Source organism: Streptomyces sp. NRRL F-5755, assembly GCF_001279365.1.
GTDB lineage: Bacteria > Actinomycetota > Actinomycetes > Streptomycetales > Streptomycetaceae > Streptomyces > Streptomyces rimosus.
Map to the genome: position 1 here is coordinate 22,264 of NZ_LGCW01000148.1, position 16,295 is coordinate 38,558.

General features: G+C 71.9%; 19 protein-coding genes. 8 read left to right on the forward strand and 11 right to left on the reverse strand.

Annotated elements, in window-relative coordinates:
* Positions 1-17: 17 nt before the first annotated feature.
* Both ADK86_RS15580 and ADK86_RS15585 read left to right on the forward strand, forming a co-directional pair.
* Positions 18-446, forward strand: a complete 429-nt coding sequence (locus ADK86_RS15580; protein WP_234345879.1) for a winged helix-turn-helix transcriptional regulator — start codon at positions 18-20, stop codon at positions 444-446.
* Between the two features lie 68 nt (positions 447-514).
* On the forward strand, positions 515-889 hold the full coding sequence (locus tag ADK86_RS15585) for a VOC family protein (protein WP_053697119.1): 375 nt from the start codon (positions 515-517) through the stop codon (positions 887-889).
* Positions 890-927: 38 nt separating this feature from the next.
* On the opposite strand, the gene ADK86_RS15590 is transcribed toward ADK86_RS15585, so the two are convergent.
* Both ADK86_RS15590 and ADK86_RS15595 read right to left on the reverse strand, forming a co-directional pair.
* Positions 928-1,488: a GNAT family N-acetyltransferase gene (locus tag ADK86_RS15590; protein ID WP_053697120.1), complete on the reverse strand. Its 561-nt coding sequence runs from the start codon at positions 1,486-1,488 to the stop codon at positions 928-930.
* A gap of 400 nt (positions 1,489-1,888) precedes the next feature.
* Positions 1,889-2,257 (reverse strand): hypothetical protein, encoded by a 369-nt coding sequence (locus ADK86_RS15595; protein WP_053697121.1) that lies wholly within the window; start codon positions 2,255-2,257, stop codon positions 1,889-1,891.
* A gap of 222 nt (positions 2,258-2,479) precedes the next feature.
* Between ADK86_RS15595 and ADK86_RS15600 the strand changes: the two genes are divergently transcribed.
* The 3 genes from ADK86_RS15600 (at position 2,480) to ADK86_RS15610 (ending at position 5,972) form a co-directional block, all read left to right on the forward strand.
* A complete protein-coding gene (locus ADK86_RS15600) occupies positions 2,480-2,935 on the forward strand; it encodes a helix-turn-helix transcriptional regulator (protein ID WP_053697165.1) in 456 nt (151 codons plus the stop codon).
* Positions 2,936-3,005: 70 nt separating this feature from the next.
* Entirely contained in the window at positions 3,006-3,419 is a 414-nt protein-coding gene (locus ADK86_RS15605) for a VOC family protein (RefSeq protein WP_053697122.1), read from the forward strand.
* Between the two features lie 162 nt (positions 3,420-3,581).
* Entirely contained in the window at positions 3,582-5,972 is a 2,391-nt protein-coding gene (locus ADK86_RS15610; protein WP_053697123.1) for an ATP-binding cassette domain-containing protein, read from the forward strand.
* Here the strand turns inward: ADK86_RS15610 and ADK86_RS15615 are convergent.
* Both ADK86_RS15615 and ADK86_RS15620 read right to left on the reverse strand, forming a co-directional pair.
* Entirely contained in the window at positions 5,957-6,919 is a 963-nt protein-coding gene (locus tag ADK86_RS15615) for a GNAT family N-acetyltransferase (protein WP_053697124.1), read from the reverse strand. The genes ADK86_RS15610 and ADK86_RS15615 overlap by 16 nt on opposite strands.
* An 82-nt stretch (positions 6,920-7,001) precedes the next feature.
* Positions 7,002-7,862, reverse strand: coding sequence for a putative protein N(5)-glutamine methyltransferase (locus ADK86_RS15620; RefSeq protein ID WP_053697125.1), 861 nt, complete (start codon positions 7,860-7,862; stop codon positions 7,002-7,004).
* Positions 7,863-8,206: 344 nt separating this feature from the next.
* Here ADK86_RS15620 and ADK86_RS15625 point away from each other — a divergent pair, with 344 nt between their 5' ends.
* Together ADK86_RS15625 and ADK86_RS15630 are read left to right on the forward strand one after the other, a co-directional pair.
* Positions 8,207-9,592, forward strand: a complete 1,386-nt coding sequence (locus ADK86_RS15625; protein WP_199834412.1) for a carotenoid oxygenase family protein — start codon at positions 8,207-8,209, stop codon at positions 9,590-9,592.
* Positions 9,593-9,666: 74 nt separating this feature from the next.
* The gene (locus tag ADK86_RS15630; RefSeq protein ID WP_053697126.1) at positions 9,667-9,882 is read left to right on the forward strand and encodes a hypothetical protein; all 216 of its coding nucleotides are present in this window, start codon (positions 9,667-9,669) and stop codon (positions 9,880-9,882) included.
* Positions 9,883-9,915: 33 nt separating this feature from the next.
* Here the strand turns inward: ADK86_RS15630 and ADK86_RS15635 are convergent, their stop codons facing one another.
* The 6 genes from ADK86_RS15635 to ADK86_RS15660 form a co-directional block, all read right to left on the reverse strand.
* A complete protein-coding gene (locus tag ADK86_RS15635; RefSeq protein ID WP_053697127.1) occupies positions 9,916-10,275 on the reverse strand; it encodes a winged helix-turn-helix transcriptional regulator in 360 nt (119 codons plus the stop codon).
* A gap of 97 nt (positions 10,276-10,372) precedes the next feature.
* Positions 10,373-10,939: an NADPH-dependent FMN reductase gene (locus ADK86_RS15640; protein ID WP_053697128.1), complete on the reverse strand. Its 567-nt coding sequence runs from the start codon at positions 10,937-10,939 to the stop codon at positions 10,373-10,375.
* 141 nt (positions 10,940-11,080) lie between these two features.
* Positions 11,081-11,512 carry an ankyrin repeat domain-containing protein gene (locus ADK86_RS15645; RefSeq protein ID WP_053697129.1) on the reverse strand — a complete coding sequence of 144 codons (432 nt, stop codon included), beginning with the start codon at positions 11,510-11,512 and terminating at the stop codon, positions 11,081-11,083.
* Positions 11,513-11,630: 118 nt separating this feature from the next.
* A complete protein-coding gene (locus ADK86_RS15650; protein WP_053697130.1) occupies positions 11,631-12,872 on the reverse strand; it encodes a GNAT family N-acetyltransferase in 1,242 nt (413 codons plus the stop codon).
* Positions 12,873-12,949: 77 nt separating this feature from the next.
* Positions 12,950-13,930 carry an asparaginase gene (locus tag ADK86_RS15655; protein ID WP_053697131.1) on the reverse strand — a complete coding sequence of 327 codons (981 nt, stop codon included), beginning with the start codon at positions 13,928-13,930 and terminating at the stop codon, positions 12,950-12,952.
* Between the two features lie 57 nt (positions 13,931-13,987).
* The gene (locus ADK86_RS15660; protein ID WP_078659500.1) at positions 13,988-14,662 is read right to left on the reverse strand and encodes an ABC transporter substrate-binding protein; all 675 of its coding nucleotides are present in this window, start codon (positions 14,660-14,662) and stop codon (positions 13,988-13,990) included.
* Positions 14,663-14,847: 185 nt separating this feature from the next.
* On the opposite strand from ADK86_RS15660, the gene dtd reads away from it, so the two are divergent.
* Complete coding sequence (gene dtd, locus ADK86_RS15665) at positions 14,848-15,273, forward strand: D-aminoacyl-tRNA deacylase (protein ID WP_053697167.1); 426 nt, start codon at positions 14,848-14,850, stop codon at positions 15,271-15,273.
* 40 nt (positions 15,274-15,313) lie between these two features.
* On the opposite strand, the gene ADK86_RS15670 is transcribed toward dtd, so the two are convergent.
* On the reverse strand, positions 15,314-16,294 hold the full coding sequence (locus ADK86_RS15670) for a YgfZ/GcvT domain-containing protein (protein ID WP_030646058.1): 981 nt from the start codon (positions 16,292-16,294) through the stop codon (positions 15,314-15,316).
* Position 16,295 lies beyond the last annotated feature (1 nt).

Consider the following 16,295-nt stretch of genomic DNA (forward strand, 5'->3'; position numbering starts at 1 on the left):
CGGATACCTTGGGCGCCATGAGCGGATTCGGTCCCGGTGATCCCTTTCTCGCCGACTGTCCGGCGCGTCTGGCGGTCGAGATGATCGCCGACAAGTGGACGGTGGTTGTGCTCTACGGCCTCAGCAGGGGCCCGGTGCGCCACGGCGAGCTGATCGGCCTGATCGGCGGCATCTCCCGCAAGATGCTCACCCAGACGCTCCGACGGCTGGAGGCGCACGGACTCGTCCGCCGCCACGCGTACGCGGAGGTGCCGCCCCGCGTCGAGTACGAACTCACCCCGCTCGGGTCGACGCTGATCGAACCGATCCACATGCTGACCGAGTGGGCGAGGGCGAACGGTGACGCGGTGCTCGACGCGCTCGACGGGTCACCAGACGCTCGTCGTCCGCACGGAGCCGACCACGAAGGCGATCGCGCTGACGAGGCGGATGATCGCATTCACTGAGTTGTACAAGGGGTGTCTGTTGCTCATAGGTCTGGCCGGGCGCAGTTGATGCCCGTAGGGTGCCGGTCATGGCTTGCCGTATCTCCGAACTGATCATTCCCTGCCGGGATCCGCAAGGGCTGGCGGCGTTCTGGTGCGAGGTGCTGGACTTCGTCGTACTCGACCCCGACGACCACGGCGCGGTGGAGATCGGACCACCGGAAGGATTCGGCGGACTGCAGCCGACTCTGGTCTTCGTCCCCACCACCGAGCCCAAGTCGGGCCAATTGCGGCTGCACTTCGATGTCAACGCCACCGACCGCGATCAGGACGCCGAACTGGAACGGCTTCTGAAGCTAGGGGCGCGTCCGGCCGATATCGGCCAGAGTGGCGATGAGCCCTGGCACGTACTCATCGACCCCGAAGGCAATGAATTCTGCCTTTTGCGCGCCCGGTTGAGCTGAGCCCCCTGCGCAACGTCAGCAGTACGGGGTATCAGCACCTACCGCCGCCGCTCCCACTCGGCCCGCGTGAGTTCGTACTCGACCTCGCCGTGCTCCGAGCCGGGAATCGCCTCCGGCCAATCGCCGGTGAAGTTCCGGAGGAATGACAGGCCGGACTTCTCCATCACCCGCCGGGACGCTCGATTGACCACCATGGTGTTGGCGGTCACCCGCTCAACGGCGAGTTCGGTGAACCCCTTGTCGATGAGCGCCCGTGCGCCCTCGGTGGCATAGCCGCGGCCCCAGGCCGCTCTGTTGAGCCGGTAGCCGAGTTCGGCCACGGCGGGATTGTCATCCTCCAGAGGCCGGAATTCGAACCAGCCCAGGAAAACCCCGGTGCCCTTCTCCTGCGCCGCCCAGTATCCGCGCGTTCCGAAACACGGGTAATCGTGCAGGAACCGCGGCAAGGTCCGCTCCTCGATCGCCTCATGGCTTACGGGGCGGCCGCCGTTGATGAAACGCATGACGTCCGGGTCATTGTCGAGCGCGAAAAGGTGGTCGGTGTCGTCGGCGGTGAACGGCCGCAGCACCAGCCGGTTGGTCTCCAGGAAGGCACACATGCTGCGATCCTGGCGGGTGCCGACTGGGGGGTGCCACTGGGTATCGGACTCGCCGCCGTACTGACGGCCGTGCTCGCGCAGGGTTCGTGGCAGTGGTTCGCCACCTATATCGGGGTCACGCTGCTGGCGGTGATCTTCTCCTTCTGCCGGCTGCCGGCTGCCGGCTGCCGACGCGGCGGCCCGGCCTCTGGTCCGCTTCCGTACGCAACCTGGCGGCGTACTCGCTGGTCGTCGGCCTGTGCGTGGCGATCGCACTGGCCCCCGTGCGGCAACGCTGGGGTGGCTGTTCCTGATGCCGGGCACCCGCGTGAGGGGCCCCGTGCTGGGTACGTACGAGAGCATCCGTATGGAGGCGGCGTTGGCGGGCCTGGCCGGACGCGACAGTGCCAGCTGGAGGGCGTTACGCGGGATGCGCGCCCGACGTGGGGCGGGCGCCCGATGCGACGCCGGTGCATGCCAGTACGGCAGTCGCCGCGGCGTCGAGGAACAGCATGTACGACCAGGTCCCGTCCGCCGTGTCGATCCGGCCGATGCGAAGCGGCTCCTGCCCCGCCTCTTCGAGGATCCCGACGGTGGCGGCGAGGCCCTGTGTCGGCTGGCCGCGCCGCTCGGTGCGACGGAGCCGGGCCCGGTAGATGTGCGCGAGCCGGCCGGCGGGGGTCGTGCCCTCCCAGACGACGAAAGCACCCCCTGCGAGCAGGGCCTCGCGTGCGGTCCCGCACGCCGATCCCTGCGCGCCGAGCATGACCGCCAGGTCTTCGCGCTTCATGATCTGGTCCTCCGACGTCCCCGGCCCTTGCCCCCTGCCTGCGGGCCCTCTGTATGCCGCCAGTTGGCGGCGGTGTCGCTGTCCTCGCCCGTGGCCGGAGCAACCTACCCGCAGGCCGTCCGTATGGCATACGGCACCGTCGCCCGGCACTCGACCACCCCCGACGGCGACGATGTGACCTGCGACGATGCCGCGCCACGCCCCCCATGCGATCCTGACCCCGTGAAGCTGGAAGACCTGGTTCAGCTGCGGCGGGCGCGGGACCTGATGGATCGGGATTTCGCGCAGCCGCTGGATGTGCCGGCGCTGGCGCGGGCGGCGCATATGTCGCCGGGGCACTTCTCGCGGAGTTTTCGTGCCGCTTACGGGGAGACGCCGTACGGCTACCTGATGACGCGCCGGATCGAGCGGGCCAAGGCGCTGCTGCGGCGTGGGGACCTGTCGGTGACGGAGGTCTGCTTCGCCGTGGGGTGTACGTCGCTCGGGTCGTTCAGCTCGCGGTTCACCGAGCTGGTGGGGGAGAGCCCGAGTGCGTACCGGGGGCGCTCGCACGAGCCGGGGGCAGCGATTCCGGCCTGCGTCGCCAAGATCTACACGCGGCCGGTACGGAACATGTCACCGCCACCCACCGGCACCGGCACCGGTGACGACGGCAACGGCGCCGACAACAGCGGCTGAGCCCGGCCCCGCCCCTAACCGGTCACGAATGGAGAAGCGCCGCGCACGGCCCCGCCGTAGCGTGTTGCGCATGGACATTCACCTTTCCACCTGCTTCATCGCCGTCGACGATCACGACAAGGCGCTGCCCTTCTACCGGGACGTGCTCGGCCTGGAGGTGCGCAACGACGTCAAGTTCGAGGGGATGCGCTGGGTGACGGTCGGTGCGCCGTCGCAGCCCGGCGTGGAGATCGTGCTGGAGCCGCCGCTCGCGGACCCGAACGCCTCGCCGGCCGACCGGCAGGCCATGGCGGAGCTGCTCGCCAAGGGCATGCTGCGCGGCGTGATCTTCTCGTCCGACGATGTGGACGCGGTCTTCGAGCGCGTCCAGGCGTCGGGCGCCGAGGTGCTCCAGGAGCCGGTCGACCAGCCGTACGGGGTGCGGGACTGCGCCTTCCGCGACCCCGCGGGCAATATGCTGCGCTTCGCTCAGCGCAAGAAGTGAACCGGGCGCCGGCCGGTGACCGCACCGGCCGGCGGCGGTGCCGGACGGGACCGGGGCCGGTCCGGCACGAACCGGTCGTACGGCCGCAAGCTGCCACTCGGAAACAGGCGACGCCGACGGGGGAACCGCGGCGGCGGCGCCGCCTCACACAGGGAGAAACGTATGAGCACGGGCCCGAAGACGGATCAGGCGCCGGCTGCGCGGCACGCCGCCGACAGCCACGACGCGATCCGCGTGCACGGCGCGCGCGAGAACAACCTCAAGGACGTCAGCATCGAGATCCCGAAGCGCCGCCTGACGGTGTTCACCGGGGTCTCCGGCTCGGGCAAGAGCTCGCTGGTGTTCGACACGATCGCCGCCGAGTCGCAGCGGCTGATCAACGAGACGTACAGCGCGTTCGTGCAGGGCTTCATGCCGAACCAGGCCCGCCCCGAGGTGGACGTACTGGACGGGCTGACCACCGCGATCATCGTCGACCAGCAGCGGATGGGCTCCGACCCCCGCTCCACCGTCGGCACCGCCACCGACGCCAACGCGATGCTGCGCATCCTCTTCAGCCGGCTCGGCTCGCCGCACATCGGCCCGCCCGGCGCGTACTCCTTCAACACCGCCTCGGTGTCGGCGAGCGGCGGGTTCCGGGTCGAGCGCGGGGAGAAGACCAAGACGGAGAAGGTGACCTTCAGCCGTACCGGCGGCATGTGCGTCCGCTGCGAGGGCCGCGGCAAGGTCTCCGACATCGACCTCACCCAGCTCTACGACGACTCCAAGTCGATCTCCGAGGGCGCGTTCACCATCCCCGGCTACACGGCGGGCGGCTGGAACGCGCGGCTCTACGCCGAGTCGGGCCTCTTCGACGCGGACAAGCCGATCCGCAAGTTCACCAAGAAGGAGCTGCACGCCCTCCTCCACCAGGAGCCGACCCGGATGAAGATCGCGGGCATCAACATGACCTACGAGGGTCTGATCCCGCGGGTGACCAAGTCGTTCCTGGCCAAGGACAAGGAGGCGATGCAGCCGCACATCCGGGCGTTCGTGGAGCGGGCCGTCACCTTCACCACCTGCCCCGAGTGCGACGGCACCCGGCTCAGCGAGGCCGCCCGGTCCTCGAAGATCAAGGGCATCTCCATCGCGGACGCGTGCGCGATGGAGATCCGGGACCTGGCCGAGTGGGTGCGCGGCATCGCCGAACCCTCGGTGACGCCCCTGCTCACCGCGTTGCAGGGCACCCTCGACTCGTTCACGGAGATCGGCCTCGGCTACCTCTCCCTCGACCGCCCGGCGGGCACCCTCTCCGGCGGCGAGGCGCAGCGCGTCAAGATGATCCGCCACCTCGGCTCCTCGCTCACCGACGTCACCTACGTCTTCGACGAGCCGACCGTCGGCCTGCATCCGCACGACATCCAGCGGATGAACAACCTGCTGCTGCGGCTGCGCGACAAGGGCAACACGGTGCTCGTCGTGGAGCACAAGCCGGAGACGATCGCGATCGCCGACCATGTGGTGGACCTCGGGCCGGGCGCCGGCATGGCGGGCGGCACCGTCTGTTTCGAGGGCACCGTCGAGAAGCTGCGGGCGAGCGGCACCGTCACCGGCCGCCACCTCGACGACCGGGCCGCGCTCAAGGAGTCGGTGCGCGAGGCCACCGGCACGCTGGAGGTCCGCGGCGCCACGGCGAACAACCTGCGGGACGTGGACGTCGACATTCCGCTCGGGGTGCTCTGCGTGGTCACCGGTGTCGCGGGCTCCGGCAAGAGCTCGCTCCTGCACGGCTCGATCCCGGCGGATACGGGCGTGGTCGCGGTGGACCAGGCGCCGATCCGCGGCTCGCGGCGCAGCAACCCGGCGACGTACACCGGGCTGCTCGACCCGATCCGCAAGGCGTTCGCCAAGGCGAACGGCGTGAAGCCGGCGCTGTTCAGCGCCAACTCCGAGGGCGCCTGCCCGGCCTGCAACGGCGCCGGCGTGATCTACACCGACCTGGCGATGATGGCCGGTGTGGCGACCACCTGCGAGGACTGCGAGGGCAAGCGGTTCCTGGCGTCGGTGCTGGAGTACCGCCTCGGGGGCCGCGACATCAGCGAGGTGCTGGCGATGCCGGTGGCCGAGGCGGAGGAGTTCTTCGGCGCGGGCGAGGCGCGGCTCCCGGCGGCCCACAAGATCCTCCAGCGGCTCGCCGATGTCGGCCTCGGCTACCTCACCCTCGGCCAGCCGCTCACCACGCTCTCCGGCGGCGAGCGGCAGCGCCTCAAGCTGGCCACCCACATGGGTGACAAGGGCGGCGTCTACGTCCTGGACGAGCCGACCACCGGCCTCCACCTCGCCGATGTCGAGCAGCTGCTCGGCCTGCTGGACCGCCTCGTCGACTCCGGCAAGTCGGTCATCGTCATCGAGCACCACCAGGCGGTCATGGCCCACGCGGACTGGATCATCGACCTCGGCCCCGGCGCGGGCCACGACGGCGGCCGGATCGTCTTCGAGGGCACCCCCGCCGACCTGGTCGCCGCGCGCTCCACGCTCACCGGCGAGCACCTGGCGGATTACGTGGGCGCCTGACCGGGCGGCACGGGCGTACGCCCGGAGGTGCGCGTACGGGTGTACGTGTACGTCCGGGCGTACGCGGCGAACCCCAGCGACTCGTACAGCCGCTTGGGAACCGGACAGGCGGCGTCACCACGGGCCTGCACGACGGCACGGTGCCCGCCGGCCCGGGCGAAGGCGTGCAGAACCGCGGCGCACACGGCCCGCGCCAGCCCGAGCCGGCGGTGGTCCGGTCGGGTGCCGACCGGCTCGAACACGCCCGTACGGTTCACCTCGTCGTACCAGCCCTGGCAGTAGGCCACGATGTCGCCGCCGGGGGAGGCGACGACGAGGTCGGACTCCGGACGGTACGGCCAGGTCGCACGCATCCGGGCATGGCGCTCGGCGGTGATCCGGTCCGACCCGAAGGCGGCGCGGTGGGCTGCCGCCCGGCCCGCCACGTCCGCGTCGTTCCGCTGGGCGCGGATCACGTAGCCGTCCGGCAGGCGGGGGAGGGGCGGGAGGCCGCCGGTGAGCGGGCGGCCGAGGCAGGTCATGTACGGGCGAGTGTCCGGGCCGGTGGCGGGCTCTCCGCCCGCCCCGCCGGTCTCCCGTACGTACCCCCGCAGCTCCAGCGCCTCGATCACGGCCCGCTCGGTGTCGGCGACTTCGACGCGGAGCGGGCCGGACCCTGCCGTACCAGCCGTCGCCTCAGCCCAGCCCAGCACGTCACGCACCAACTCCGGCCGCTCCGGATCGACCTGGAGCATCAGCCCGTCGGGCAGCTCCAGCCAGCCCCACGCCACCGTCCGGCCGCCGTCGCTCCAGACCGCCGTCGGGCAGCGTTCGGCGCGGTCGAGCGCCAGGCACCAGTTCCAGGCGAGGTCGCCGGCATGGCGGTAACCGGTGGCCGGGAAGGCGCGGACGGCCAGGCTCTGCATGGCGCGCAGCGCCAACGGACCGGCGTACTCGTCACGTTGCATGGAGCGCCATGCTGCCGCCCAGGCTCCCCGCCGGACAACGCAATATCCGCGCCCGGCGGACCCATATCAGGGCCAGCCCATATCAGGACGATGCGCCATCCCGTCCGGCCCCTATGACCACCGTCGCGCACAGATCCTCATCCTCGGCCAGCCAGGCCCGCAGCCCACCGCGCCGGAAGGCGTCGAGCGTGTGCGGCGCCTGGCGTTCGCTGGTCTCGATCAGGAGGTGGCCGTCGGGGGCGAGCCACTGAGCGGCCTCGGCCGCCACCCGGCGCTGCACGTCGAGCCCGTCCGCGCCGCCGTCCAGCGCCACCAGCGGCTCGTGGTCGCGGGCTTCCGGCGGCAACAGGCTGATGGCGTCGGTCGGTACATACGGGGCGTTGACGACCAGGATGTCGACGCGTCCGCGCAGACCGGCAGGCAGCGCGGCGTAGAGGTCGCCCTCGTACACCCGGCCCGTGGCGGGCGGGATGTTGCGGCGGGCGCAGCGTACGGCGGCGGGTTCGATGTCGGCGGCGTGGAGTTCGATGCGGGGAGCGGACGGGTCCGCGTGACTGCCGACGGCCGCCGCCAGCGCCGCGCCCACCGCGCCCGTACCGCAGCACAGGTCGACGACGACGGGCTGCGGCCGGAGTGCGGCGCGTACGAGGGCGGCGGCCTGGCCGACGAGGAATTCGGTGCGGCGGCGGGGGACGAAGACGCCGGGATCAACGGCGATCCGCCGGCCGCAGAACTCCGCCCACCCCAGGACCTGTTCGAGCGGGAAGCCGGCGACGCGCCGGTCCGTCATGGCGGCGAGGTCGGACGGCGTGCGGGCCGTGGTGAGGAGCAGTTCCGCCTCGTCCTCGGCGAAGACGCAGCCGGCCGCGCGGAGTCTGGCGACGAGGGAGGGCAGCGGGGCGGGTTCGGCGGGGGAACAGGGCGAAGACAGGTGGTGTGACATGCGAGTTCGGGCCTTTCGGTATGCCGAAGGGCGCTCTCGCGGTCACCTGCCTCGGAGGGACCGTACAGCCGTGCGGTGAGAGCACCCGGCCTGGACAGCGGTAATGGGTCTCACCTCCTCGTTCACTGCTTGAGGCGGTCACCTTACCCGAAGCGGGGCGCGAGGACGCGGTACGGGGCTGACGGGCGGTTCCGCAGGGGGCGCGCGGAGGTGCCCTTCGCGCCCCCGGGACCGCAGGTGGTCTCGACGCGGCGGTGCCGGGGCTGGAGGGTGGAAGCGGGGTGCTGCGCGGGAGGCGGTGACCGGGGGGTCGCCGCGGGGCGGAGCCGGGAAGGTGGGCGGCGATGGCGGTTGCCAAGAACCCGTACATGCGGGGACTGTTCGCGCCGGTGAAGGAGGAGACGACCGCGTACGAAATGGCCGTGACCGGCCGGATACCGGAGGAGCTGGACGGGCGGTACGTACGCAACGGGCCGAACCCGCTGGGCGTGGACGACCCGGCGGCGTACCACTGGTTCAGCGGCGACGGGATGCTGCACGGCGTCCGGCTGCGCGGCGGCCGTGCCGAGTGGTACCGCAACCGCTGGGTCCGCTCCGACGCGATGGCGCTGCGCCTGGGCGAGAAGATCCTGCACGGCCCGCGCCACCTGGACATGGACTTCGCGCCCAACAGCCACGTCACCCGCTTCGCCGGGCGCCTCCTCGCGCTGGTCGAGGGCGGCTCGCTGCCTTACGAGGTGGACGCCGAGCTGGACACAGTGGGCCCCTTCGACTTCGCCGGCACCCTGCCGGGCGGCCTCGCCGCGCACACTACGATCGACCCGGACACCGAGGAACTGCACTGCGTGGCGTACTGCTGGGCCTGGCCGTACGTGCAGTACCTGGTCGTGGGGACGGACGGCCGCGTCCGGCGCCGCGTGGACGTCCCCGTCGACGGGCGGCCGATGATGCACGACTTCTCGCTCACCGAGCGGCACGTGCTGCTGTACGACCTGCCGGTGGTCTTCAACCCGGGCGGCGTCGGCGTCGGCCCGTCCTTCCCGTACGTGTGGGAGCCGGGGCGCCCGGCCCGGCTGGGCGTGCTGCCGCGGGAGGGGCGGGCGGCGGACGTGCGGTGGCTGGAGATCGACCCGTGCTTCGTCTTCCACCCGATGAACGCGTACGAGACCGAGGACGGCAGCGGCCGGATCGTGATCCATCTCGTGCGCTACGAGCGGCTGTTCGCGAAGGGCCGTACCGGCCCCGACGGGGCACCGCCCGCACTGGAACGCTGGACCGTGGACCTCCGGGCGGGCCGGGTCCACCGCGAGCGGCTGGACGACCGGCCGGTGGAATTGCCGCGCGTGGACCCGCGGCGGCTCACGCTGCCCCACCGGTACGGCTACGCGGTGCTGGAGTCCGCCGACTCGGACCTGCGGGCCGCCCGGTTCCCGGGGATCGAGCGGATGGGCTGCGGGCTGGTGAAGTACGACCTGGAGCGCGGCACCAGCGAGGTGCGCCGCTTCTCCCCGCAGGGCGGCGTCGGCGAGGCCGTGTTCGTGCCCGCCGGCCCGGACGCCGCCGAGGACGACGGCTGGCTGCTGGCGTACGTCCACGCCCCGGAACGCGACGCGACGGACCTCGTCATCCTCGCGGCCCAGGACATCACGGGCGAGCCGGTCGCGCGGGTGCATCTGCCGGTGCGGGTGCCGGTCGGTTTCCACGGAAATTGGATACCGGACCGGGAATGACCCCTGGCCCTACCCTTCTTTTCCGATGCGCTTGCATTGGTACGCTGGGCGCACCGACACCGGAAGGGGACGCCATGACCGGCAACGAGGAACAGGTGCGGCGCGCGGGCGCCGCCCTGGAGACATACACACTCTCCGAGGCGGGCTGGCGGGCGAGCCCGAGCGAGACGCTCCAGCGCGTCCTGGCCGACCTGCTGCACTGGTGCGAAGCCACCCAGCGGGACTTCGACCGGTCACTGGCGCTGGCCCGAGAGCGATACGGGGAGGAGCGCGCGCCGCAGCAGCCGTGAACCCCCGCGCTAAAGCCGTGCTGGAGCCGGCCTTCAGCTGGCGCGGGGGTGGCGCGCCTCGTACGTCGCCTCGATCTCCCCCATGTGCACCAGGCCCCACGCGCCGAGCGGTTCCAGAGCGGCGTTGAGCGAGGCGCCCAGCTCGGTGAGCGAGTACTCCACCTTCAACGGGACCTGGTGGTAGACCTCGCGGTGCACGATGCGGTCGGTCTCCATCTCGCGCAGCTGCTGGACCAGCACCTTCTCGCTGATGTCCGGCAGCGCGCGCTTCAGCTCACCGAAGCGCTGCGGCCCTTGCGCGAGCTGCCAGAGCAGCAGGACCTTCCACTTGCCGCCGATGACGTCCACGGCGGCATCCAGGCCGCATTCGTACGGGCCCTTGCGTCGGCTCATGACTGTGTCCCCCTCGTTCGCCGCCGGACGCGACACATCGTAAGCCGACGGCAGACGCGGGGAGGGCGGGCCCGGCCCGCCCGCCGGACACGCGGCCTCAGCTCCCGTACGGCCGCGCCTCGCGCGCCTCCCGCAGCGCCAGCGCCCACCAGGCCAGCTGGTCAAGCAGCACGACGGCGGCCCGGTCCGCGTCCTGCGGATCACGCAGCTGCCCACCCTCGTCGAAGAGGTTCCCGGCCATCGGGAAGCTGACCGTCTCGCGCACCGTAGTGGCATGCAACTCCGCAAACACCAGCCGCAGTTGCTCGACGGCGCGCAGTCCCCCGGACACCCCGCCGTACGACACGAACCCCACCGGCTTGGCCTGCCACTGCTGGTGCAGCAGGTCGATGGCGTGCTTGAGCGGGGCGGGGAAGGAATGGTTGTACTCGGGCGTGATCACGACGAACGCGTCCGCCGCGCCGATCCGCTTGGCGTAGGTCTCCATCTCCTCGCTGCCGTGCCGCAGTTCGTACGGACGGACCTCGTCCAGATCGACGACGTCCACCACGACGTCGTCACGCCGCCCGGCATGCGCGGCGAACCAGTTCGCCACCACGGGCGCGAACCGGCCCTCCCGGGTGCTGCCGACGATGACGGCCAGGGTGAAGGGGCGCACGGACATGGCAGGTCCTCCTGAAGACGGCGGAACGGAACCGGCGGTCGGCTCCAGGACCAGACGCTAAAACCTCAACCAAAGTTGATGTCAAGGTGTGGCCTTGGGGTCACGCCGCTCCGCCGGCCCGCCACCCGGAGCGCCCCGTTCTCACTCCACCCCGAACAACCCCAACAACTCCCCCTTCTGGAACATCCGCGCCGTATCCACCGCCGACGGCGTCCCCGCGGACGGGTCCGCGCCGTGGGCCACCAGGATGCGTACGACCGCGTCCTCGCCCTTGAAGACGGCGCCGGCGAGGGGGGTCTGGCCGCGGTCGTTGGTGCGGTCGGGGTCGGCGCCGCGGTCCAGTAGGGCGGCTACGGTGTCGGCGTGGCCGTGGTAGGCGGCGAGCATCACCAGGGAGTCGCCCTTGTCGTTGGTGAGGGTGGCGGGGACACCGGCGTCGACGTAGGCGGCGAGGGTGCTGGTGTCGCCGTGCCGGGCCAGGTCGAAGACCTTGGCCGCGAGCTGTAGTACTTCGGGGTCGTGGGCGTGCTCGATTGTGTCGGGACCCTGCGGCTCCGTGTTCGCGTCACTCATGGTCGCCGTCCTCCTGCTCCGGTGGTGGGCGGTGTCCTGCAACTTCCGCCTGGGCCGTTACGTGTTTCCGCCACCTTATGCAGCACACCACCGCCGGGCCCCCGGCGCGCGGCGCCCGTCAGAAGATGTCCGGGCACCAGGGGCGGCGGGCGGTGTGCAGCAGGAGGTCGGAGGTGGCCAGGGCGCCCGGGCGTTCTTCGGTGACGCGGCCCAGGGCGTGCAGGCGTACCGCGGACTCGTCGCCGAGGTAGAGGGCTGCGAAATCGGCTACGTCGAGGGTGAGTTCGGCGCTTCGGTTTGTGCGGGTGCAGGTGGCGCCCGCCGGGGTTGCCTGTAGGAGGTAGCGGCCGTCGGCCAGGCCCGCCTTGTCCCGGATTTCCAGGACGAGGGAGCCTTCGGCGGGGTAGGTGCGGGCCTCCAGCAGGCGGGGGATGTCGAGGGGGCGTATCCACAGGTAGTCGGCGTGCTGTTCGATCTTCGCCGCGCGCGGGTCGCCGAGGTGGTACGGCAGGAGGTCGTCGGGGCCGCGGTGGCCGGACTTGATGTGCATGACCCAGTCGATCGAGCACAGGAACCGCCACAGGGCCCGCTCGGCGGCCGGGGTGAGCGCGGTCAGGCGGTCGACGGTGACCGTGTTCTGCGGCAGCTTGCGCTCCCACGTGTCGTCCGCGCGGTAGGAGACCAGGCCCTCGATCTCGCCGGACGCGTTGCGGTAGAGGGCGTAGAAGCGGTCCTTGGCGGGGTTGTACGGGCGCGGGTTCGCGCCGGTCAGCTCCCGCCACCAGTCGTGCGAGAGGTCGATCGCGCCGGGCTGCCGGGCCCGGAACCGGTCGTGGAGGGCGGGTCCCGCCTCAAGGATCTCGGCGGCGTCGGCGAAGTCGATCCGGCCGCCGCAGTCCGGGCCCGCGTGGCGCGGGTCCAGACCGGCGCGCGCGACGTCGATGTGCCACTCGGTGGTCCAGGTGGCCGGGCCGAAGCCGTACCGCCCGTAGATCGGGAACTCCGCGGCGATCAGTGTGGCGAGGGCGTCCCCGCGCTCCTTGGCGAGCCGCAGGTCGTTCGCCATCATCCGGCTGAGCAGGCCGCGGCGGCGGTGGGTGGGGGAGACCGTCACGGACGTGACGGCGTCGGCGGGCACCGGTGCCCCGCCGACGACGGTCAGTTCCTGCGCGAAGCTGCGGAACGTGGCGACACAGCGGCCGTCGTCGTACGCGCCCTGTGTGCGGGCCGGGTCGTAGCGGGCGCGGCGGTATTCGATCTGCTCCTCGGAGGCCGTGGGCGGCCGCAGGAAGCCCACTTCCAGGGCCCGTATCCACTCGGGTATGTCGTCGTCGCCGACCGTACGCACCTCGATGTCCATGCGCGTACGGTAGCCACGGCCCTGTACCGCCGTCGCGGCAATTTCAGGGTGCCCGGGACCGCGGGCACCCTGACGCCTCAGAACGCCGCGCGGATCTCCCCGACGCGCTCGGCGCCGCCCAGCAGCGGTGCCTCCCCGATGCGCGCCAGCACCGGCGACTCGACGCCCATCTCGCCGAGGACGCGGGCGAGTATCGGGCCGAGGGTACGGGTCGCCCCGTCGTCGACCTTGAACGCCAGCGCGCGCCCGTCCGGCAGCGCCACCGCCTGTACGGCCTCCGCGCCCATCTTGGACAGCACGCCGGGCACCGCCTGCATCAGCCAGGTGTCGGGGCGGCGGGTGCCGGCCACGTACTCAGGGTGCGCGCGCATCGCGTCGGCCACCCGGCGCTCCGGCGTGCCCTCGCCGGCCAGCACGAAGTGCCGGAAGGAGCGGGCCAGGCCGGTCAGCGAGATCGCCATCAGCGGGGCGCCGCAGCCGTCCGTACCGATGTGCTCGACGCGCTCGCCGCTCGCGGAGCGCACCGCCTCCAGCACCAGCTGCTGGAGCGGGTGCTCCGGGTGGAGGTACGACTCCAGCGGCCAGCCGTTGGCGGCGCAGGCCGCCAGCATCGCGGCGTGCTTGCCGGAGCAGTTCATCGTCAGCGGCTCGCGCACCCGCCCGGACGCCAGGTAGGTCTCCGCCTCCGCGGGGTCCAGCGGCAGGTCCGGCGGGGTGCGCAGCTGGTCCGTGGACAGGCCGTGCTCGCTGAGCATCTTCTGCACCAGGTCGAGGTGGAAGCCCTCGCCCGAATGGCTCGCGGCGGCCAGCGCCAGCCGCTCGCCGGACAGGTCCAGGCCCGCCCGCAGGATGGCCGCTGCCTGCATCGGCTTGTTGGCGGAGCGGGGGAAGACCGGGGAGGTGACGTCACCGAGGGCGGTCTGCACGCTGCCGTCCGCCGCCAGGACCACCAGTGATCCGCGGTGCCGGCCCTCGACGAAGCCCGAACGCACGACCTCGGCGAGGACGGGGGATATACCGGACGGGGCGGACCCTTCGGTAACGGGGGCAGTGCTCATCGGCGGCGGCCTTCCGGGAGGTGGCCCGCGCTCCTCCCGGAACCTGTGGCCGCGGGGTCAGGAGAGCAGGTCGTCTACTTGTGCTTCGCCTTCACGGTACCTGCGCGCGATCTCCGCACTGCAATCGTCGGCGGTCCGCTGGAGGGACTGGCGGCGCCGGGAGACCTGCTGCTCGTAGCGGACCAGGCGGCACATCGCGTCGTGCAGCTCCTGGTCCGTACGGGCGGTGAGGTCCGACAGCTCCACCTCGCCGGCCAGCTGCTCGGCCAGCTGGCGGTACTCCTCGCTGTGCGGCATGCCGAGCGTCACATGGCGGGCCGAGGAGCGGTGCCGGGACGGCCCGTCGGTCAGGATCTCCGGGAGGCGGTCCAGCAGGGGTGAGTGGGGGGCCGTGCGGCGGGTGCTCTCGGCGCGCAGGATGTCGATCCGGCCCTGGAGCAGCCGCCGTACGTAGCTCAGATCGGCCTCCTCCCGCTGCGCCTCGCGCCGCACCACCCGCAGGTCGGGCAGGGTCAGTCCGTTCAGGTCGGGCCGGGACACCGGGCGGAAGCGGTCGCGTTGCAGTGGGGCGCGGTGCGGTGCCGCGGCCGTGCCTGCCTGGACCATGGGACCGTCCTCCGTGCGGGCGGGCCCTGGGCCCGCCTGGGCCGTCGTGGTCGTACGGGCCGCGGGCGGCGCCGTACGGGCGGTCGGTACGGGACCGGGTGTGTGCCCGGAACCGGCAGTGCTCATGAGTCGTTTCCGTCCCCTCGTCCGGTGCGGTCGCACGGGCGGGTTGTCCGTGGAACGCACCGCGTGCACGCATCGTGCCACTGCGGGCGGGGCCCCCGCAGGGCCAGCCATGGCCATGGCACCCGAACGGCCCCGGCCCGGTACGGCTGTCGGAGGCCCGCGGAGCCCGGTGCATCATGGGCGGTATGCGAGCAGTGGTACAGAGGGTCGACGGCGCACGCGTCGAGGTGGACGGCGAGACGGTCGGGGAGATCGTCGGAGAAGGGCTGTGCGTGCTGGTCGGGGTCACGCACGACGACACTCCGGCGAAGGCGGCGCAGCTCGCCCGCAAGCTGTGGTCGGTGCGGATTCTGGACGGGGAGAAGTCCTGCTCGGACACGGGTGCGGGCCTGCTGGTCATCAGCCAGTTCACTCTCTACGGTGACGCCCGCAAGGGCCGTCGGCCCACCTGGAACGCGGCGGCCCCCGGTCCGGTGGCCGAACCCCTCGTCGACGAGGTCGTCACTCAGCTGCGCAATCTGGGCGCGGAGGTCGCCACGGGGCGCTTCGGCGCGGACATGAAGGTCTCGCTGACGAACGACGGCCCGTTCACGGTGCTGCTGGAGGTGTGAGCGGGCGCCCGCCGGACCGGCGGGCGCCGTACACAGGCTCTTACGGCTCGACCACGACCTCCTGCGCCGCCGCGGTGCTCTCCGCGAGGAGCGGCGCGTCCACGGGGACGTTGCGCTTGACCAGGGCCAGCGCGATGGGGCCCAGCTCGTGGTGGCGGGCCGAGGTGGTGATGAAGCCGAGCTGGCGGCCTTCGGGGCCGTCGGCGGCCAGGCGTACGGGGGCGCCGTGCGGCGGCAGGTGCACCTCGCTGCCGTCCAGGTGCAGGAAGACCAGGCGGCGCGGCGGCTTCCCCAGGTTGTGGACGCGGGCCACCGTCTCCTGGCCGCGGTAGCAGCCCTTCTGGAGGTGGACGGCGGTGCCGATCCAGCCCAGCTCGTGCGGGATGGTGCGGTGGTCGGTCTCCAGGCCCAGGCGCGGCCGGTGCGCCTCGACGCGCAGCGCCTCCAGGGCCAGGGTGCCGGCGGCGGGACCGTTGGCCGCCGCGAAGGACTCCAGCTCGCCGCGCGGCAGGAACAGGTCCCGGCCGTGCGCGGTCTCCCGTACGACGGCGTCCTTCGGGGCCTCGGCGATGGAGCCGGCCGGCAGGTGGACGACCGCGTACTCCGGCGTACGGTCGGCGATCTCGACCCGGTAGAAGAACTTCATGCTCTCCAGGTAGGCGAGCAGCGGCTCCTCGTCGCCCGGCTCGGTGTGCAGCCAGGTCGTCTCCCCGTCGTCGACGAGGTAGAGGGCGTGCTCGATGTGCCCGTTGGCGGAGAGGATCAGCGCTTCGGTGGCGTGGCCGGGCGGCAGCTCGGTGACGTGCTGGGTCAGCAGCAGGTGCAGCCAGCTCAGCCGCTCGGGGCCGCTGACGGTGATCACGCCGCGGTGCGAGAGGTCGACGAAGCCACGGCCGTCCGCGAGGGCGCGTTGCTCGCGGAACAGGTCGCCGTAGTGGGCGGCGACACCTTCGTCGGGGGCCTCGGCCGGGACGGCACCGGGCAGCGACAGCAGCGGACTGGCTTCACGTTGGCGCGGCATA